Source organism: Kitasatospora sp. NBC_01287, assembly GCF_026340565.1.
GTDB lineage: Bacteria > Actinomycetota > Actinomycetes > Streptomycetales > Streptomycetaceae > Kitasatospora.
In genome coordinates, this window is sequence record NZ_JAPEPB010000001.1 from 7370898 (window position 1) to 7389954 (window position 19057).

General features: G+C 73.5%; 16 protein-coding genes and 1 tRNA gene. 7 read left to right on the forward strand and 10 right to left on the reverse strand.

Going from position 1 to position 19057, the window contains the following annotated elements; genetic code table 11:
• Positions 1–22: 22 nt before the first annotated feature.
• The 8 genes from OG455_RS32155 to OG455_RS32190 form a co-directional block, all read right to left on the reverse strand.
• Positions 23–2608 (reverse strand): AAA family ATPase, encoded by a 2586-nt coding sequence (locus tag OG455_RS32155; RefSeq protein WP_266299787.1) that lies wholly within the window; start codon positions 2606–2608, stop codon positions 23–25.
• A complete protein-coding gene (locus OG455_RS32160) occupies positions 2605–4008 on the reverse strand; it encodes a hypothetical protein (RefSeq protein ID WP_266299789.1) in 1404 nt (467 codons plus the stop codon). Before OG455_RS32160 ends, OG455_RS32155 begins: the two co-directional genes overlap by 4 nt.
• The gene (locus OG455_RS32165) at positions 4005–4733 is read right to left on the reverse strand and encodes a 4Fe-4S single cluster domain-containing protein (RefSeq protein WP_266299791.1); all 729 of its coding nucleotides are present in this window, start codon (positions 4731–4733) and stop codon (positions 4005–4007) included. Before OG455_RS32165 ends, OG455_RS32160 begins: the two co-directional genes overlap by 4 nt.
• The gene (locus OG455_RS32170; RefSeq protein WP_266299793.1) at positions 4730–5230 is read right to left on the reverse strand and encodes a hypothetical protein; all 501 of its coding nucleotides are present in this window, start codon (positions 5228–5230) and stop codon (positions 4730–4732) included. Before OG455_RS32170 ends, OG455_RS32165 begins: the two co-directional genes overlap by 4 nt.
• Entirely contained in the window at positions 5227–6567 is a 1341-nt protein-coding gene (locus tag OG455_RS32175) for a hypothetical protein (protein ID WP_266299795.1), read from the reverse strand. Before OG455_RS32175 ends, OG455_RS32170 begins: the two co-directional genes overlap by 4 nt.
• Positions 6564–9152, reverse strand: coding sequence for a hypothetical protein (locus OG455_RS32180; RefSeq protein WP_266299797.1), 2589 nt, complete (start codon positions 9150–9152; stop codon positions 6564–6566). The genes OG455_RS32175 and OG455_RS32180 overlap by 4 nt, the downstream gene beginning before the upstream one ends.
• A 5-nt stretch (positions 9153–9157) precedes the next feature.
• Positions 9158–10141, reverse strand: a complete 984-nt coding sequence (locus OG455_RS32185) for a hypothetical protein (protein WP_266299799.1) — start codon at positions 10139–10141, stop codon at positions 9158–9160.
• Positions 10142–10333: 192 nt separating this feature from the next.
• Positions 10334–12124, reverse strand: a complete 1791-nt coding sequence (locus OG455_RS32190; protein WP_266299801.1) for a hypothetical protein — start codon at positions 12122–12124, stop codon at positions 10334–10336.
• Positions 12125–12277: 153 nt separating this feature from the next.
• Here OG455_RS32190 and OG455_RS32195 point away from each other — a divergent pair, with 153 nt between their 5' ends.
• The 3 genes from OG455_RS32195 to OG455_RS32205 all read left to right on the forward strand — a co-directional run bounded on the left by OG455_RS32195 (position 12278) and on the right by OG455_RS32205 (position 14274).
• The gene (locus tag OG455_RS32195) at positions 12278–13036 is read left to right on the forward strand and encodes a hypothetical protein (protein WP_266299803.1); all 759 of its coding nucleotides are present in this window, start codon (positions 12278–12280) and stop codon (positions 13034–13036) included.
• 2 nt (positions 13037–13038) lie between these two features.
• Positions 13039–13752, forward strand: a complete 714-nt coding sequence (locus tag OG455_RS32200; protein ID WP_266299805.1) for an HAD family hydrolase — start codon at positions 13039–13041, stop codon at positions 13750–13752.
• 216 nt (positions 13753–13968) lie between these two features.
• Complete coding sequence (locus OG455_RS32205; RefSeq protein WP_266299807.1) at positions 13969–14274, forward strand: hypothetical protein; 306 nt, start codon at positions 13969–13971, stop codon at positions 14272–14274.
• Here OG455_RS32205 and OG455_RS32210 read toward each other — a convergent pair.
• Positions 14256–14340 (reverse strand) — tRNA-Leu (locus tag OG455_RS32210). The genes OG455_RS32205 and OG455_RS32210 overlap by 19 nt on opposite strands.
• Before the next feature lie 256 nt (positions 14341–14596).
• Here OG455_RS32210 and OG455_RS32215 point away from each other — a divergent pair.
• The 3 genes from OG455_RS32215 (at position 14597) to OG455_RS42140 (ending at position 17660) form a co-directional block, all read left to right on the forward strand.
• Entirely contained in the window at positions 14597–15934 is a 1338-nt protein-coding gene (locus OG455_RS32215) for a M20/M25/M40 family metallo-hydrolase (protein WP_266299809.1), read from the forward strand.
• A gap of 257 nt (positions 15935–16191) precedes the next feature.
• Positions 16192–16434: a chaplin gene (locus tag OG455_RS32220; RefSeq protein ID WP_323185607.1), complete on the forward strand. Its 243-nt coding sequence runs from the start codon at positions 16192–16194 to the stop codon at positions 16432–16434.
• 299 nt (positions 16435–16733) lie between these two features.
• Positions 16734–17660 (forward strand): chaplin, encoded by a 927-nt coding sequence (locus tag OG455_RS42140; protein WP_323185608.1) that lies wholly within the window; start codon positions 16734–16736, stop codon positions 17658–17660.
• Positions 17661–17850: 190 nt separating this feature from the next.
• Here OG455_RS42140 and OG455_RS32235 read toward each other — a convergent pair whose 3' ends face one another.
• Positions 17851–18045: a DUF5703 family protein gene (locus OG455_RS32235; protein ID WP_266301036.1), complete on the reverse strand. Its 195-nt coding sequence runs from the start codon at positions 18043–18045 to the stop codon at positions 17851–17853.
• A gap of 399 nt (positions 18046–18444) precedes the next feature.
• Between OG455_RS32235 and OG455_RS32240 the strand changes: the two genes are divergently transcribed.
• Positions 18445–19050, forward strand: a complete 606-nt coding sequence (locus tag OG455_RS32240; protein WP_266299811.1) for a hypothetical protein — start codon at positions 18445–18447, stop codon at positions 19048–19050.
• Positions 19051–19057 lie beyond the last annotated feature (7 nt).

Below are 19057 nucleotides of genomic sequence, written 5' to 3' on the forward strand. Positions count from 1 at the left end.
CGCGACGGGCTCGCGCCCGCCTTCACGGCGGCGGCACGTCCTCCGCCGTGAAGCCGACCGGCTCCGTGGCGGGCCCCTGCCACCCGGACCGGCCCAGGCGCTGGGCCAGGCGGATCTCCATCGCCTCAAGGAGTTCACCCACCGCTCGGGCGTTACCGAAGTCCCGTGGCTGTGCCGCCCGCCGGGCGTCGAACCAGGCCGCCGCGCGCTGCGCCGCCTCGGCCGACAGCAGGTAGCGGTCCGCCTCGGCCCGACGGCGCAGGATCTTCACCAGGTCGGCGGTCGGGTAGTGGTCGAAGTGCAGCGTCCGGGTGAAGCGGGAACGCAGGCCGCTGTTGGCGTCCAGGAACTCCCGCATCTCGTGCGGATAGCCGGCGGCGATCACCACCAACCGCCCGGGGTTCTCCATCATCTCCCGGGTCAGCGTGTCGACCGCCTCCCGGCCGTAGTCCTGGCGGCCCGGGCCGGCGGCGAGGCTGTAGGCCTCGTCGATGAAGAGCACCCCGTCCAGGGCGGAGCGGACGACCTCCTTGGTCTTCTGCGCGGTCTCGCCGATGTACTGGCCCACCAGTTCGGCGCGGGTCACCTCGACCACCTTGTCGGAGTGCAGCAGCCCGAGGGCGTGGAGGATCCGTCCGACCAGGCGGGCCACCGTGGTCTTCCCGGTCCCGGGCGGGCCGAGGAACAGCAGGTGCGGCGGCCGGGTGAGTTCCAGGCCGCGGGCCTGACGGAAGGCCAGCAGCTCGGTCATCCCGGTCAGGAACTCCCGCACCTTCGGCAGCCCCACCAGGTGGTCCAGCTCGGCGAGCAGGTCCGCGGCGGCAGGCGCGGGGCGCGGCAGGTAGGCCTGGTACTCCGAAGGGAGATCCTCGGGCAGCAGTGGCAGGTCGACCTCCTTCCGCACCCGCCCCTGCCAGGCGCCGGACAGGGCCTCGGCCAGAAGCCGCACGGCGCGAGCGTTGCCGAACTTCTCGGTGCGGACCCGGTACATTCCGGCGAGGACCGCGCGCAGCTGCTGGTGCGCGGCCTCGTCCGGGTGCAGGCCGCGGTCGGCCAGCATGCCGAGCAGGATGGCGTGGAGCGTCTCGGGGTCGTAGTCGGGAAAGTGGATCTGGGCCGCGAACCGGTCCGCCAGGCCCTGGTCGGCTTCGAGGAATTCCGCCATCTTGGCGGGGTAACCGGCCACCACCACTACCAGCCGCCCGCGGTCGTTCTCCATCCGCTGGACGAGTGAGGTGATCGCCTCGCCACCGAAGCCGTCCTGCTGGTCGCTCAGGCCGTGGGCCTCGTCGATGAAGAGCACGCCGTCCAGGGCCCGGTCGATCAGCGCGTTGGTCCGTTCCGCGGTCTGGCCGACGAATCCGGCGACGAGGTCCGGGGCCTTGGCTTCGACGAGGTGGCCGCGGTGCAGCAGGCCGAGGTCGCGGTAGATCTCACCCACCAGGCGGGCAACGGTGGTCTTTCCGGTCCCGGGGTTGCCGCTGAACACCAGGTGGTGGGCCCCGGGGTCACGCGGGGTCACGCCCCGGGCAACGAGCTCCCGGGTGGACTCGGTCCGGTCGCGCAGGGCGCGCAGGTGTCGCTTGATGGGCTCCAGACCCGGCATGGCCCTGAGCCGCGCCCAAGGGGTGTCGTCGTACGGCGTCACCGACGTGACCAGGCCGCGGTCGAGGACCGCGCGCCGGCTGAGCGCGGTCCCGTCGGTGATCAGCCCGCGCAGGTCCTCGCGCCAGGCGGAGGCCCGGCGCGGGCGGCCGGCGAAGGAGCGCAGCACCGGTTCGAGTTCCTGCCAGTCGCCGATCCGCAACCCCTCCTGCAGGCGCAGCCTCTGGATCAGGCGCCCGAGCTCCGCGTCCTGCGGGAGGTCGACGCGAAAGGCGCCGCCGAGCGCCGACTGTTCGATCTGGGCCCGGATGAAGCCGGCGAGCGCCGGATAGGCGCCCTGGGCGGCCACCAGGCGCTCGGCCTCGCCGAGGGTCGCCTGCCGGAAGACGAAGATCCACCGGTTGCCGCTGAGGTGGTCCCTGGCCTGGTCGGCCAGGGCGCCGGCCAGTTGCCGCGCCGCCTGGTGGTGGCGCAGGATCTCCTCGGCCTGGGTGTAGACCACCGCGCTGCGCACCGCGCGGTGCCGCAGGTATCCGTGATGCGTCATCACCGCGAACGGGTCCGCCACGGCGCGCGCGGGCGGGGCCTGGCCGGCGGCGACGTCCCGGGCGGGGAGCGGGGTGCCGGTGTCGCCGCCGAGCCGCAGCCGTCCCAGCGGGCCGCGCAGGCCCGGATTGCGCATCAGCGGGCCGGGGCCGGCGGCCGGGGCCGCCGCGTCGGGCCGGCTGAGCCGCCGGGATTCGGGGTCGCGGAAGTAGAGCGGCCGGCTCAGCGAGGAGTAGACGATCCGCTGGTAGCCCTCGGCGCGCAGCAGCCGCCACAGCACCTCCTCAAGCCCGCGCACCCGGTAGTCGGGGTCGACGAAGATGTCGTCCACGCCCGGACCGTAGAGCACGGTGAACGGCTCGTCAGTGCTCAGCCGCAGCCCACGGAACCGCTCCCCGCGCTGCTCGTCGCCGCCGCGCGAGGCGGAGCGGTCCGACCACGATGCCGGGGTGCTCACGGACCGGGGACCTCGTCGCGTCGGGCCCCGCGCCTTCGATGGGCCGCCGGGTCGTACCGGTCCTCGGCCGGCTCCGGCGTCGGGTCCAAGGCCGGTGCGGGTGGGAGTTCGGCCACCGGGACCTGCACCTGGTGGCCGCGTTCGGCGAGCGCGTACCGGATCGCCTCGGCACGGCTGCGCTGGTCGGCCTCCGACTCGGTGTCCTGGTCGAAGGAGAGCACGCGCAGCACCACGGCGCCGGAATCCGGTTCGGCCTGCTCGATGTCGATGACGATCTTGCTGCCGTTCTCGTGGCGGAGTCTGGCGAAGAAGCCCCCGCGCTGGTCCGCGTCGACGAACTCGGCGTCTTCGAAGGAGTAGAAGGCGGTCTCGGCCAGCACGTGCGCCACCTCGTCGGCGAGGTTGACCCGGATCTGCGAGGCGAGCTGGCTCAGGGCGGCCCGCTGGACGGCGTCGCTCAGCCGGGCCTCCAGCATCGGCACCTCCTGCTCGCCGATCAGCCGCAGTTCCTGCGCCGAAGTGGCCTCGTCCCGGGCCCGGTCCAGCACCAGGGCGGTGACCCGGCGCAGTTCTTCGAGCCCTCCGCCCGACCAGTAGTCGACGTCGAGCACCGCACCGGGGATCTCCCGCCGGTCGGGCCCGAGCACGGGTCGCTCGGCATTCTCCTCGATCAGTCGTTCGACCAGTGCCGCGGCCTGCACCGCGGCCACCTGCCATGACCTGCGGGCCAGATCCTCCTGCTCGATCCGGACCCGGAGTTCGCCAAGAGCGTGGTAGCTCTCTTGGGAGACGGCCAGCGACGCGTCATAGCGGCAGAGCGCGTGATTCTCCCGGGCCTGCGCCACCCTGGTCCGCACGGCAGCCAACTCCCCGGGTGCGTAGCGCTCGTGCGGCAGGGTCTCGGCGATCAGGGCCGTGATCGTGTCCGCGTCCGCGAGCCAGGTGCGGGACAACTCCTCGGCACGGGCGCGGTCACGGGTCAGTTCGCCGAGCTGCTGGGCCAGACCCGCGCTCTGCGCGATCCGTTCGTGGCGCTCGGCCGCGAGCGCGGAGGCCATGGCGCGCTGCTGGGCGTCCAGCGCCTCCCGCGTCTCGGCCCGCAGTTCCCCGACTCCCTCTGTCAGTTTCCGCTGGAGGTCGGCGGTCTGCTGCTGCAGGCGCCGGTTGGTCTCGGCCTCCAGCGCACGGGTCTGTTCGCTGAGCCGTTGGATGCCCGCCTCGCTGCGCTGCTGCCGGTCGCGCACGTCCGCGAAGCCGTTCGCCACGTCGACCTGGGCCTGCCGGCGTACGTCCTCCAGGAGCCGGGGAAGGTCGCGGCGGACCTCCCTGAGCTGCTCAGCACTGCGCAGCAGCCCGTACCACGCGGACTCGTCCACCTGGATGCGCTTCCTACCGCTCATCGTTGCCCATCCGTTCCGTCACATTCCCTCTTGCGTCCTTGGTCGCACCGGGGTTGCCGCCCGTCAGGGCCCGGACCGCGTCCACCGGGGTTGCCGCCCGTCAGGGCCCGGACCGTGTCCACCGCGGTGTCGAAGGCGGTGAGCAGCCCGGGCGGGGGCACGCCGACGAGCAGCGCGGTCGGTCCCTCCAGCGCGATCTCGACACTGCGCGGGCCTTCCTCGAAGTCGGTGCCGGCCTCCTCAGCGCGAGGGTTGAGCCGGTGCACCCGCTGGTTGCGGCTGCCGCGCAGCCCCCGCCCGTCGTCCAGCGCGGCGACGTACAGGCCGTCGACCAGGGTGTCGACACAGGCCAGCAGCCGGGCGACACCCGGGTTGGGCGGGTCCGCGCGCAGCCGCTCCAGGCGGTAGCCCGTGAAGCAGAGCACCGAGAGGTCGCGCGCGGCCCGGGCGTGGGCCACCATCTCGGCGAGCGCGTCCGCCTGCGCCATCGGCTCGCCGCCGGAGAGGGTCAGGCCCGTCACCCGCGCGTCACCCAGCAGCTCCGAGGCCAGCTCACGCGGGGTCACCAGCCGGGTTCGCCGGTCCGGTATCCACTGCGGCGACATGCAGCCAGGGCAGGTGAAGGGGCAGCCCTGCACCCACAGGACGGAGCGCAGACCCGGCCCCAGGGCCCGGGTGCCCACACGCGTGGCGGCCACGTTGACCAGGAGCCCGGTCGCGCTCACCGGAGCCCGCCCGAGGGGGCGGCGCCGGCCGAGGGCCCGTGGTAGCTGAAGGCCGTCCCGCCCACCACGACGCGGCTGCCGGGTGCGCAGGTCGCCGCGCTGGCCCGCGCGGCCGAACCATCCGGGCTGTAGCGGATGCGGACGGAAAGGCGCAGCCGGCCGCCGGTCAGCCGGCGCCGGCCGTACACCCGCCCGGCGCCGCCGACCTGTGGACGCAGCGCGACGCTTCGGCCGGTGAGGACGACGCGTTCCGGCCGGCTCCCGCCGAAGGCCGGCTCCACCAGCAGGTACCCGTCCAGGGCCGGCCGGTTGGCTCCGAGCCAGCCGAGCCCGGCCAGCAGCAGGAGCAGCAGCAGGAAGCCGATCAGGGCGCCGAAGAGCAGCGGGAGCAGCACGCACAGGGCGAGCAGGGCCACGACCGCCAGGGTCAGGGACCGGGTTCGGGAGCCGCGGGTGAGCCACGCGGCCGGGTCGAAACGGTGGTCGGTTAAGTTCACTGCCGCACTTCCTCAAAGTCGCCCGGCAGCTCGCCGAGGGGGTACTCGTGGGATGCGCCGCCGTCCGCTGGCCGCAGCACCAGCCGGGCCGTGCCGTCAAGGGCGAGCGCGACGCCGACGTGGAATCGCTCATCCGGTGTGCTCGCGGGCAGCCGAGCCGAGCCGGCCCTTACGGTCCGCCCGCCGTCCGCCTCGCGCGCCCAGACCTCGACCTCCCGGGGGACGTCGCCGGCGCCGCCCACGGCGACCGGCCGCCCGCCCTCGCAGGCGAAGACCGCAGGCGCCGCGGGGACCAGGGCACCGGGTGGGCACAGGGTCAGCTCGGCTGAGGTCAGTCGGCCGTGGCGCACCCGTCGGGTGCCGATCACCAGTGCGTGCGGATAGCGGTCCGCGGCGTCGACCCGACCCGCGGCGACCAGGGACGCGCCGAGGACGGCGGCCAGTGCGGGGTCGACCCCACCGGGCAGCTCGACGCACCCGCCCGTTCCGCCCGCCTGCCGGCGCAGGGCCGCCAGCCGGGCGGCGCCGCCCACCACGACGGTGGGCAGGGCGTCGATGGTGGCCTCGGCCAGGGCCTGCCGCAGCTCCTCGCGCAGTGGTAGCAGGGCTCGCCGCAGGATCCCGGCGGGCACCTCCCGGCCGCGGAGCCACAGCACGGGCGTGTCGTCGTGCCGGGCCGGGTCCAGCTCGGCGCGGGCGAGTGAGAGGTCGAGGCGCTCGCCGGCTCCTGGGGCCCCGAGTGCCTGTCCCAGGGCCGCCAGTGAGGCCGCGTCGGCTCCGCCCGGCCCGGCGTCGGTCACGGCGTCGGTCACGGCGTGAGTCGCGGCGTCAGTCACGGCGTCAGTCACGGCGTCGTCGAAGGCGGCGCCGTACCCGCCGTGCGGTCGGCGCCGCACGGTCCGCAGCACCGTCAGGCGGTGCGGCGCGAGTGAGCACACGGTGATCTCCACCGCCGCGGCGCCCAGCTCGCACACCGCCCACGTCCCCTGCTGCGCCCCGCCGTCGTGGCGCAGCAGGGCGAGCACGGCCACCGCCGGGCGCAGCAGCCGAGGCGGCGGAAAGGCGCCCGGGTCCGTCCCGAAGCATTCGACGATCACCTGGGAGCAGGCCGCCGACTGCGCCGGCGGGCAGAGCAGGACGACGGCGTCCGGCGGGCCGTGGCGGGCGAGGAACGCGGCGCAGCCCTCGGCCAGCACCAGTTGGCCCGCGCGGCCGGGTGCCACCGGCAGGCCCTCCCCGGGGAGGGCGCCCTCCAGATCGGCCAGGCCGGGGCGGCCGGCGGCGTCCAGGTGGGCGAACCGCACGAAGCGCGTTCCGATGTCGATGGCCAGGCTCACTGCTCCTTCCCCCGTCGCCCGGGCAGCAGGCCTCGCCACCCGCCGTCGCGCGCGCCGGGCGGCGGCGGGGCAGCGCCGCCGCCACCGGTCCTCGGTTGCCGGGTGCCGTATCCCAGTGCCCACAGGGCCCTGTCCAGCCGCTGGAGTTCCCGTTCGGAGTACCGCACCAGCTCCGCCCGCAGCGGCGCGGTGTCCGTCCGATCGGCGATGTGCTGGTAGAGCTGCGTCGCCAGGTGCGGCGAGCGATGCCACAACTCCTGGGCCAGGCGGTCCAGCTGAGCGGCCGGCCACCGTGCCAGCACCGGCAGGACCTCCTCGGTCAGCGCCGAGGGCAGGGGTCCGGAGCCGGCCGCCGTGGCCAGTGCCTCGCCCAGCCGCCGCGGGTCGGGTTCACCGTGCAGCAGGCCGGTCAGCGTGGTGGCGGCAGCGATCCAGTGCAGGTCGGGCAGCGCGGCGAGGGCGGCCAGGGCACCACGCGGTACGGCTGGGGTGAGCCAGCGGCGATCACCTGTCTGCAGCCGCCTGGCCAGGGCGCGCACCAGGGCGGCTTCGGTGCGCACCTGCCGCGCCAGGATCCGCTCCAGCACCCGCCACCGCCCTGGGTCGGGCCGGTCGCCGAGCAGGGCGTCGACCACGGCGGCCGGGATCTCGTCGGGCAGCAGGGCCAGCCGCTGCTCCAGCGCCCGGGCGTAGCGGTCCGTCCAGTCCTCGTCGAGCGGATCCGGGTGCGCCAGACGGCGCCCCAGTGCGGCGAGCGGTGCGCCGGCCCGGCGCCGGTCGGCGACGAGCCGGATCAGGTCGAGGTCGGCCGAGAGGCCGGCCTCGTCGCCGTGTGGCGCGGCCGCTCGGACCGGGCCGTCCAGCTGCGCCAACTGCACGGCCAGCAGCTGGCCTTGCGAGCTGACGGCGACCTCCCAGAACATCGGCCACAGGCTCTGGAGCACCGCCGGACGCCGGTTGGCCGCCGCAAGCGCGAGGATCTGCCGCCACCGTTGGCCGCCCCCTGTCCTCGCGAAGTCCTCGGCGTCGCCGGGGGACGGGTCGCCCGCGCCCGGCAGCGCGCTGAGGTAGGCGGCGTAGCGCAGCCAGCCGGTGCTCTGCCGCAGCGGCAGGTGCTGGGCCTGCACGAGGAGGCGGCTGAGCGCGTCCGGGTCGAAGGGGCCGTGGTCGAGGGCGGTCCGGGCCCAGGCGCGGCCGACCTCGGGGTGCTCCACCAGGCTGCGGTCGGCACTCGTCGCCTCGGCGCCGAAGGCCCGCTGGGCCCGCCAGGCGAGCGCGCCGCGCCAGGCGTCGTGCCGCTCGCCCGGCGCGCCGTTCGCGGTGCTGTCCAGCAGGGCGTCCAGCAGCCCGGTGAAGGCGGGCGAGCCGGGCCCGCGCAGCGTGCGCATCAGGGTGAGGCAAGCCAGCGCCCGGTCATGGTCCGCCGTGGTGGCGGCCTCGGCGAGGACATCGGCGGCCACCCATCGCGGGAGCTCCTCCCGCCAGTGCCGGCCCAGCAGTTCGGCGGCGCGGCCGTCCTCGCCGCCGGTGGTCGCGGGGGCAGCCCCGGGGGTGGCGGCTCGGCAGAGGAAGCGCAGCAGGACGCTCGCCCGGCCGGGGTCGAGCACGGCAGGGCGGGGCAGGGCGAGTGCTCGGCCGACATCCTCGACGCGACCGCCGCCCGCCCTCACCTCGGCGACGACGGAATCGAGCAGGTCCACCTCGCGCAGCGCGCGGAACGCGCCGGCGCTGTCGCGCCACCTGAGCGGTTCCCGGGCTGCCAGGAGGTGGCGTACCAGGTCGGTGGTGGAGAAGCCCTTGTGGCGCAGGCGGCGTAGCTCGCCCAGGTACTGGCCCGCGCCCGCCTCCGCGAGGGACGCCGGGACGGCCTCGCCGTAGCGGACCTCGGTCTGGGCGGAGCGGGCCGACTCGGCGAAGCTGAGGGTGAGCTGGTGCTCCGCCGCACCGCTCCAGGTGGCCGCGCTCAGCCAGCGCCGACAGCCGTAGGGCAGCAGCGCCGCGATGGCGTCCACCAGCCGCACGCGCTCATCGGGCGGGGGAAGCGGCCGGCCGGCCGGGGTGACGACGACCAGGTGGCCGCCGAGCAGCAGGGCAGCGACGGTTGCCGCCCAGTCGAAGCCCAGGTCGGTGACCGCCGTGGCGAGCGCCTCGGCGGAGGCGGGGACCAGAGGCAGCGAGAGCGGGGTGTTCTGCTGGTGCCGCGGCCAGGGCACGGCGTCGGCCGCGTCGCCCAGCGTGCTCCAGGTGAGACCGGCACCGCTGGCCTGGGCCCAGTCCAGGAGCAGCAGCCGGGAGGTGATGATCGGCGCGCCCGTCCCGTCGAGGCTGCCGTCCCAGTCGTGCTCCACCATGGCGCAGGCGGCCGACGCCTCCCCGTCCACCCCGCTGAGGAAGACCCGCCAGGGCAGTTCGCCGGGGCCCGCGTGTTGGCGCACGGACGGTGTACCGGTCTGCGCGCCCCACAGCCAGCGTCCGGCGCGTTCCGAGGGCAGGCTGCCGCCCAGCACCTCGTATCCCATGGCCTCCCCGGGACGCTTGCCGAGCACGGCCCAGTGCGTGATGAAGGGTTCGGTCGCTCGCCGCACGGCCGTCACCGCCGTCGGTTCCAGCGGCGCCCGCCGCTGATCCTGCGCTCCAGCTCGACCAGCGGCTCCAGCACGTTGATCGGCTGCGGTTCGGTGGAGATCCGCGGCTGTCCGTCGACCAGCTCGATCTGGGCGTAGTTCCGGTAGTCGAAGATCTGCGCCTCGTTGAGGCGGAAGCCGATGGCCGAGGAGGCGTAGTAGCTGATCCGGTCGGGGTGGAAGTAGCCGTTCAGCGCGTCGCGCACGAGTCTGGTCGTGGAGCCGCGGAAGGTGTCGCAGAGCCAGTCGAAATAGCCGGCGCTCAGGTGCTCGGGGACCCGGGGCAGCCGCGCCCCGATGCCGTCCTGCGTCACCCAGCCGGCCTCCACCGAGGGCCGGAAGAGTTCCGGGTCGTCGAACTTGGCCACGCAGACGGCGACATGGTGGGGCAGCCGGTTGCGCAGCAGGCCGCCCTGGTCTCGGACCCGCGAGTTGACCGCGGTGAGCGTGGCGTAGAAGAACTGCAGGCTCTGGGTGGCCCGTTCGCCGTCGAGCAGCGGGTCGAAGAGGTAGACCAGGCCTCGGGCGGCCGCGAGTTGGTCCACGATGGCGGGGTGCTGGGGGTGATCGGGCCGGAAGGACTCGCCGCTGACGTCGTGGACGTCGAGCACGAAGCCCACCTCCCGGGGCCCACCGATCAGCCGCGGCTCCTCTCCCTGGAACGACCACGTCATCCGCTCCACGCCCACCGACGGCCCGGGGAACCCGCGTTCCAGGGCGAGCAGGTCGACACCGCGGGACAGGAAGGCGTTCGCCTCGGTGCTCATGCCGCTGATGATCCAGTTGCCGCGGCCGTGGCGGGCGTGCTGTATGGCGGCGATCGGCACCGACGACAGGAAGGTGGTCTTGCCCGAGCGCGGCGCCCCCCACAGGCCGATCCGCACCAGGGAGTCCGCGCCGCCGGCCCGGGGCGACCGCGGGATGGGGACCGGCCCCAGATTCCCGTCCATCGACTGTGACCCCCCGAGGCCGTAGGACCCGCCGGCGTTCGCTCCCAGCGGTAACGACCCCGCGGGGCCGCCGGGCCGGGGACCGTCCCAGGAAGGCCCGTCGGCGCCGTCCCCGGCGCTCTTCTCCTTGTCCGGGTCGGACGGGAACGGCTGGCTGGACGACATCGGCTGCCTCCTTGGCAGGGCTACGGATCAGAGAAGCGGGTGGGCCAGCGCGAGTGCGCAAGGCGCGCCTTCGACCTGCCACACGGGCAGCAGCCGGCGGACGGCCGAGGCTGGAGAGTACCGCTGGTCGAGGACGCCGTCGGCACCCAACTCCGCCCAGGCATTCGCGCCGTACTGCTGCAGCAGCCGGCCCACCCGGTCCGTCACCGGGTCGTGCGGGGGACCGTCCCGCCGTACCAGCACCTCGACGCCGGAGCCGCGCAGCGCCGTCAGTTCGCGGCGCCAGTCGACGCCGAGCGGGCATGCCGGGACGCGCCCGTATGTCGCCGGCTCAGCCGGCGGCCGACGACCGAGGACCAGAACGCGGCGCTCGGCCGGCGGCGCGACGGCGGTCGAGGCCGCCAGCAGTCTCAACGCCCCGAGCGCGTCCTCCAGGGCGGACACGGTGTCCTGGTGACGCTGGAGCGGCTGCCACCCGGCGAGCGCGACCAGCGCGGCGGCGGGCGTCCCGAGGGCTACGGTGCGCAGCAGGGTGCGCTGCGGCGTGTAGGGGCTCTCGCGCACGCCGTGGTCGTAGTAGCCCACCGCGGCGACGGCCGTGTCCTGCCGTTCCCCGGCCATCAGCGCGAGCACCTCGCGGGCGAATCCGAGCCGCTCGGCGACCTCCTCCGGCGAGGCTCCGTAGGAGAGTTCGACGGCGAGCAGGAGATCGAGGCGAGGAGGCCGGCGCAGCCGGGAGGGCAGGCTGTCGATCAGCCCGGCGACATCGGCGGGGCCGGACGGCTCAGCTGCCGATCCGTCCGGCAGCAGTACCTCGACCTCGCCGGGTCCGCGCAGCACGAAGGTCAGTTCGACGGGTCGCAGCGCGGGCAGCCGCACGCGGTACGTCGCCACGGCGTGGCCCCCTGACGGGGTGTCGCGTCCGGCAAGGATCGGCAGTGAGACCACGGCGTCGTCGTCCAGGCCGCCATGCACCGTGACGGCCATCGAGGCGGTCTGCTCGGGCCGCAGTCGCGCGCCGGCCCGGAAGAGCAGCCTGGTCTGCGGCCGCACCGCGCCGCTGTCCTCGACGGCTGCCAGCAGCAGCTCGTGGTCACGGCGCAGCGGAGCGGCCCGCAGCAGTCGGCGCACGCCGGTGGTGCCACCGGGTGCCGGCCCGATCTCCGCGTCGGGCATCCGCAGGGAGCGCAGCACGGCAGCGGCGCGGGTCGGCAGCAGCCAGTCCGGACGCTCCGACAGCAGGACGATCCGCGGGCCGGGTTCTGGCGGGAGCAGGTTGGCCAGCAGGCGGCGGACGCCGTCGTCGAGGGCGGTGCGGTCGACGGCCGGCAGCTCGCCGATGCCACCGGCCAGCTGGAAGGCGCGGGTGGCGGGGTCAGCGGCGAACCCGGGGACGAGCAGGTCCCAGGGCGCACCGCCGGCGTCCTGGGCCTGGGGGATGCCGTCGCGGTCCGTGGTCGCCTTGATCAGGCCAACCCGTTCGGCGGTCAGTTCGACGAACCAGAGCGCCGCGCCGGGCTGCCCGACCAGCTCCGCCAGCAGGTGTTCCCAGCTTGTCCCACCGCAGGGCGCCGCCTGCGCGGGTTCACCGTCGGACGACGCGGGGCCGGGGCGCGTCAGGGCAGCGAGGGCGCGGGCATCCCACCGGTCGAGTGCCGTGCGCAGCGCCTGATGGTCGCGCCGCAGCTGCTCTTCGGTCGGCCCGCCGAGGAAGTGATCGCCGTCGAGCCGCCAGGCGCAGACCGGGCACTCGCCGCCCTCCTCGGGGATCCGACAAACCGGGCAGCCCCGCTCGAAGCCGCCTGAGCCCCCGCTCAACGCTCGTCCCCCAACTCGACAGATGCGACTCTCAGGAAACCCGGCCGAGAACTGCCGCTTCCTCCGACCGGCTCCCCATGTTGGCACAACGTGGCCGCATGGCAAGACTGTTCAAGTAATTGGGGTGTCCTTGACCGAGGTGACCCCCGCGCTGTGGGCACGCATCGACCACGAGACCCCGCGCACCCGGGTGCGCAAGGCCGGGGGACACCGTCCTGCGGCGGCGGGCCGCAGGCGGGCGGCGCCGCGGACGAGCCGGCCCGGTCGCGGGCCGGGAACGCCCGGCTGGTGAAGGCGGAGAAGGAGTCGCAGCGGGAGCTGGAGCCGGAGCTGAAGCTGGAGCGGGAGCGGGAGCGGGAGATCCTGAGGATGCCTCAGCCGAGGTCCCGGGCGGCCCGTAGGCCCGTCAACTCGCCTTCACTGAAGGCGATGCTCCTCACCAGGCAGGCGCGCGGCCACGCCAAGCTGGGCGAGCGGGAGGCGTGCCTGCGGGCGTTGGGGGCGGCCGCCGAGTTCGCTGCGACGGGCCCGTCGGAGGAGGACCCGGGCTGGCTGTACTGGATCAACAGCGGGGAGATCGCGGGTCAGGCCGGCAGCTGCCACCTCGACCTGGGTGAGCCACGAGACGCCGCGGTGAAGTTCGAAGCGGCTGATGCGTCCCTGAACCCGGCGGACCGCCGCACTCGCGCCCTGTTCGAGGCTCGAGCGGCTTCGGCCCACCTGCGGAGCGGCGAGCGCGAGGCGGGATTCGCGGCCGTCGAGAGCGTGTTGGAGCTTGCGGTTGGTGTGCAGTCACCCCGCCTGCACGAGCACCTCGGCCGTACGGCCGACGACCTGCGCTCCTTCGGCGGTGGGGCGAACGCGAACGCGCTGATCGAGCGCGCTGACCTCCTCCTGGCTCAAGGGAGCTGACCATGCCCGGTGGAGCGCTCGTCCTCTGGGACGTCGACCGCACCCTTCTCTACGTCGGCGAGACCGACCGGCGGGTCTACCGCGAGGCGTTCGAGCGGGTCGTCGGCCGCCCCGTCGAGCGGCTGCCCGCCCGGGGCACCGGGGTGACGATGCCGTTGGCCGTGCGGCAACTGCTGCGCGAGAACGGCGTGCCCGAGCCGGAGGTCGAAGCTCTCGCCGAGCGTGTCATTCGGCTGCTGCCGGAGCTGCTGGCCGCCCGCGGGGTGGAGATGCGCGAGGGGGGTCGGCTCATGGGCGGGGCGGTCGCGGCTCTGCAGGCAGTGCGCCGGACCGCCGGGTTGATCCCGACGGTGCTGACGGGGAACCTGCGGGCCAACGCCGAGATCAAGCTCCAGGCGTTCGCGCTGAGCTCCTACCTGGACAGCTCGATCGGTGGCTTCTCCTCTGACGATTCTCACCGGCCGGCGCTCGTCGCCGTGGCCCAGCGCCGTGCGGGGCTGAAGCACCGGACGGCGTTCACCCGTGCCAATACGGTGATCATCGGCGATTCCCTGGAGGACATCCGCACCGGACTTCAGGGCGGCGCGCGCGTGATCGGCGTCGCCTCCGGGACTGCTGATGCGCAGGACCTCGAAGACGCCGGGGCGGACGCGGTTCTGACGGACCTGACGGATGCCCAGGTTCTGCTCGCCACCATCGCACTGCTGGTCGACTGAAACCCGGAACTGCGGGCTCCAAGGTTCTGTCATCGCGAGGATTCCCCTGGACGGACCGTTAGTTCCGTCGACCTCCTCGCCGCCGCCCACGACCTCGGCCCCACCAACTCCGAGCACACCCTGCGAGCCGAGAACGCCCGCAACACCATCACCGACTGCGACGCCAAACTCGCCACCCACCGCGCCGCCCTCGAAGCAGGCGCCGACCCCGCGATCGTGACCGCCTGGATCACCCAGACCCAGGCCACCCGCGCCCGCGCCGAAGCCGAACTCCGCACCGCCTTCCAGGCCGGCGCAGGTCAGCTCACCCGCGACGACATCGCCGCCCTCGCCCGCGCCAACAGTGACCTCGTCACCGTCCTCACCCACGCCGAGCCCGCCGACCGGGCCGCGCTCTACCAGCAGCTCGGGCTGATCCTGACCTATGATTCCGGAAAGCAAAAAGTGCTGATCGAGATTAATCTCGATCAGCACTTCTCCGGGACCCGTAGGCCCACGGTCGGTGTCCGAGGGGGGACTTGAACCCCCACGCCCGATAAAGGGCACTAGCACCTCAAGCTAGCGCGTCTGCCATTCCGCCACCCGGACTAGGTGGTGTCCGCGTGACTGGTCGGTCGCGCTGACATGCATAACTGTAGCAAAGATCGGCTCAGGGGCCCAAAAGCCTGGGGGAGTGGGGGTGGCCGGGGGGTGGACGGGCGGGTTCGGAGAGGTTGTGGGGGGATTTCCTTGGGGCGGGGCGGGGACTGGGGGAGGATGGCGGGACCGTGCTCGAAGGTTCCCGGCGAGGTCGGGGGCGGCCCGGACGGGTGTGCCGGGCGGGGCCAGACGACGAGGAGTGGGTGTGAGCGAGTCGAACGCGGAGCGGGCTGGCGGGTCGCGGGTGACGGGGGAGTCGGAGGTCGTCGACATCTGTCGTGACCTGATCCGGATCGACACCAGCAACTACGGGGACGGATCGGGCCCGGGCGAGCGGGCGGCGGCGGAGTACGTGGCGGAGCAGCTGGCCGAGTTCGGTCTGGAGCCGAAGATCATCGAGTCGGCCAAGGGGCGGGCCTCGACCGTGGTGCGGATCGAGGGTGAGGACCGCTCGCGTCCCGGGCTGCTGATCCACGGCCACACCGACGTGGTGCCGGCCAACGCGGACGACTGGACGCACCACCCGTTCTCCGGGGAGGTCGCGGACGGCTGCGTCTGGGGGCGCGGCGCGGTGGACATGAAGGACATGGACGCGATGACGCTGGCGGTGGTCCGCGACCGGCTGCGCACCGGCCGCAAGCCCCCGCGCGACCTGGTGCTCGCCTTCCTGGCGGACGAGGAGGCGGGCGGCACCTACGGGGCCCGGTTCCTGGTGGACAAGCACCCGGACCTCTTCGAGGGCGTGACCGAGGCGATCGGCGAGGTGGGCGGGTTCTCCTTCACGGTCAACGACAAGGCGCGGCTCTACCTGGTCGAGACGGCCGAGAAGGGCATGCACTGGATGCGGCTCACGGTCGACGGCCGGGCCGGGCACGGGTCGATGATGAACGACGACAACGCCATCACCGAGCTGTGCGAGGCGGTGGCCCGGCTCGGGCGGCACGAGTTCCCGCTGCGGATCACCAAGACGGTCCGCTCCTTCCTCGACGAGCTGTCGGACGCGCTCGGCGTGCCGCTCGACCCCGAGGACATGGACGAGACCCTGCGCGTCCTCGGCGGGATCGCCAAGATGATCGGCACCACGCTGCGCAACACCGCGCAGCCGACCATGCTGGGCGCCGGCTACAAGGTGAACGTGATTCCGGGGCAGGCCACGGCGCACGTGGACGGGCGTTTCCTGCCCGGGTACGAGGAGGAGTTCCTGGCCGAGCTGGACAGCGTGCTCGGGCCGCGGGTGAAGCGCGAGAGCCTGCACTCCGACAAGGCGATCGAGACCAGCTTCGACGGGGCACTGGTTGAGGCGATGCAGTCGGCGCTGCGGGCCGAGGACCCGATCGCCCGCGCGGTGCCGTACTGCCTGTCGGGCGGGACGGACGCGAAGTCCTTCCAGGACCTGGGCATCCGCTGCTTCGGCTTCGCGCCGCTGCAGCTGCCGCCGGAGCTGGACTTCGCGGGGATGTTCCACGGCGTGGACGAGCGGGTGCCGGTCGAGGGGCTGAAGTTCGGCGTGCGGGTGCTGGACCGGTTCCTGGACGCCTGCTGATCGGTGAAGGGCGCTGGGCCCGCTCCGGAAGTCGACCGACTTCCGGAGCGGGCCTTTTTAGCTGAGGAAATGACGAGCGGCGTGGTGATCTCTGGGCAGAAGAATCGTTTCTCCTTGTCTTCCGATGATCGAGCATCAGAGCGACGCATCACCGCTGCGGGTGAATGGGCGCGGCGTGGCGTACCCCGTTCGGCAGAGCGTCGTTCACTCCTATGGCGGCTCGGGGACCGGGCTGCTCAGATGATCAGGAGGAAAAGATGAACGCGAAGAAGATCGCCATTGTCTCGGCCGCTGCCGGTGGGCTGATGCTGGCCGGCGCCGGTGTCGCGTCCGCGACCGGCGGTGCTGGTGCCGAGGGTGCCGCGGTCAACTCGCCCGGTGTGGTGTCCGGCAATGTCGTGCAGGTTCCGGTGCACATCCCGGTGAACGTCTGCGGCAACACGGTGAGCGTGATCGGCCTGCTGAACCCCGCCTTCGGCGACACCTGCTTCAACCACTGACGGCAGACCGGCGGGCCGGCGGATCCTCGGGCCGGTAGCCGGATCGGCGCACGGAAGAGGGGCACCCGGTCGGGGTGCCCCTCTTCCGTTCTTCCGTGCCCAGTCTCGTGCCCAGCCCCTCGCGCGGTTCCCTCGCGCGGTTCAATCCGCCCGATCGGGTGAGGTGCGGCCGGTTGGGCCAACCTTTTGTGGCGCTACTCGTTACCCAGTGGGCGGGAAAAGATTTCGTCGGAAATTCCGACCATCACATGTCAGGGGTACCTATGCGACAGGCTGCCAAAAAGGGGATCCTCACGGCGGTGGCCACCGGCAGTGTGCTGGCCTCCACCGCGGGCTATGCGTACGCCGGTGCGGACGCGGACGGGGCCGCGGCCGGCTCCCCGGGGGTCGGCTCGGGCAACACGGTGCAGGTGCCGGTGGACGCTCCGGTCAATCTCTGCGGCAACACGGTCGACGTGGTCGGGCTGCTGAACCCGGCATACGGGAACCAGTGCGGCAACAGCTCGCCGCAGGGCGGCCAGCACACCGGACGGCACGGCGGTCAGAAGGGCGGCGGTCAGCAGAGCGGCGGTCAGAACGGCGGCGGTCAGCAGGGCGGCAGCCAGTCCGGTGATCAGTCCGGCAGCCAAGCCGGGGGGCAGCCCAGCGGGGGTGACCAGGGCTCCTGGCCGGGCAGTCCGGGCGGTCCGGGCAGCCCGGGCGGTTCGGTGGTCAACCCGCCCGCCAGTGGCCCGGCCGGCAGCGGCACCGGGGCCGTCCCCGGTGGCGGTAGCTCGGCTTCCGGCGTCACCTCGAACTCGCCCGGGGTGGGCTCGGGCAACAACGCCCAACTCCCCACGGACGTGCCGGTCAACCTCTGCGGCATCTCGGGCAGCGTGGTCGGCGCCCTCAACCCGGTCATGGGCAACGGCTGCGCCAACCAGGAGAGCGCCCCGGCCGCCCCGGCGCCCGGCCCGCAGACTCCGCCGGTCTGGACGCCGCCCGTCCAGACTCCGCCGGCTCAGACGCAGCCGATCGGCAGCACCCGGACCGCGACCACTCCCGTGGCCGTTCCCGTGGCCGCCCCGGTGGCGGCGCCGATCGCCGTGCCGGTGGTCGCCGGCCGTCCGGCTGTCGGCCAGCTCGCCTTCACCGGTGCCGACGGCCTCGGTGTGCTCGTGCCGGCCGGTCTCGGGCTGCTGATCGCGGGCGGGGTGCTCTACCGCCGCACCCGTACGGCGGCCTGACCGCCGCGTCGGACCTCCGAGCGTCGGACCTCCGAGCATCGGACAGCGGGGCCCCGTGCGGCGGGGCCTCTCCCTGTGGCGCGGGCAGGCGCGCCGGGGAGCCGGCCGGAGCGTCGGCGGCGCGCACGGCGCCCAGGGGCGCGCGTGACATCCGGGACGTGAAGAAGCGGCGCGCCTGGCGCCGCTGACCTCACCAGCTGCGGACCTGCCGGATGATCCGCCGCCGCAGCAGCACCGTCCGGCTGCCGTCCGGGAACAGCCGCAGTCTGTCCAGCTCCCAGTGCCCGTACTCGGCGTGCTCGGTGAGCAGCTGCCGTGCCGCGTTGCGCGTGGTGCCGCGCGGCATGCGCAGTGACTGGTACTCGTACTCGGGCTGTCGGACCAGCTTCGGTGGGATCAAGTTCGCCTCCTCAGCGATGTCTGCGGGCAAGCCTACGACCTGCCTCCGACAGCGGTGCCGGTCCGGCCGATCGACCGGACCGGCCCACCGCCGGCCGCGTGCCGCACCCCGGGGAGAAGGCTGCTGATGGTGGATCAATTCCCCGATCAGCTCACCGATCAGCTCCATGAACAGTCCCCTGGTGAGGTGCGGTGGTGCCTCTTCGAGGGAGTTCTACCCGCCCTGCCGAGCCGGGATGCGCCGCTGGTGGGGCTCGCGCGGGGCCTGTTGCGGCAGGAGCAGATGTGTACGGTTCGGACATTAAGGGTCAAGTTGCCGGTCTTTCGCAAACTCAGGGCGGAACCCCTGTGCGCCCCGGGCCCTGGTACGGATAGCGTCTGACTCATGTCTGATGCCGCGCAGCTCACCCGCACCGAGGTACGCGAAGCCGCCGAGGCGGTGAAGGCCGCTATCGACCGCCATTTGGAAGCGGTGTCCAGTACCACCGAGGCCGACGATCCCGCGGTCTTCGCCGCCTACGAGCAGTTGGCCGCGGCAGCCATCCACTACGACCAGCTGCTCTACGAGGTCTACGACGAGGTGACCCCGTTCGAGGTCCCAGGCGACGACGGACCGGGCAGTTACCACGGGTCCGAGGAGCCCGAGGCGATCAGCGTGCTGATCCGCCGCGACTACCGGATCGCCGATCCGCGGCGGCTGCGCGAGCAGGCCGAGCTGCTGGACGACGCGCTGCCCGCGGTGCCGGAGGGCGCCAACGGGGTCACGGCCGCGGTGGGGGTGGTCTTCGGCGAGTTCGAGCCGGACGAGATCGCCGCCCGGGCCGAGGAGTTCGGTCTGGAGGAGGGCGACTCGACGCTCTGGGTGACGGCGGCCGAGCCCGTCGAGGCGGGGGACTGGCTCGCCGAGCCCTTCGACAGCCCGGACCCGCAGCTGCTGCTCTGCCGCTTCGACGTCAGTGAGGTCTACGACGAGGACGAGTTGGACGACTGACCCGCAG

What these genes read in the sequence shown, in the direction of transcription:
- OG455_RS32160 (WP_266299789.1), bottom strand. Translation starts at nt 4,008, where the DNA reads ATGAGCGGTAGGAAGCGCATCCAGGTGGACGAGTCCGCGTGGTACGGG.
- OG455_RS32185 (WP_266299799.1), bottom strand. Translation starts at nt 10,141, where the DNA reads ATGGACGGGAATCTGGGGCCGGTCCCCATCCCGCGGTCGCCCCGGGCC.
- OG455_RS32200 (WP_266299805.1), top strand. Translation starts at nt 13,039, where the DNA reads ATGCCCGGTGGAGCGCTCGTCCTCTGGGACGTCGACCGCACCCTTCTC.
- OG455_RS32220 (WP_323185607.1), top strand. Translation starts at nt 16,192, where the DNA reads ATGAACGCGAAGAAGATCGCCATTGTCTCGGCCGCTGCCGGTGGGCTG.
- OG455_RS32240 (WP_266299811.1), top strand. Translation starts at nt 18,445, where the DNA reads ATGTCTGATGCCGCGCAGCTCACCCGCACCGAGGTACGCGAAGCCGCC.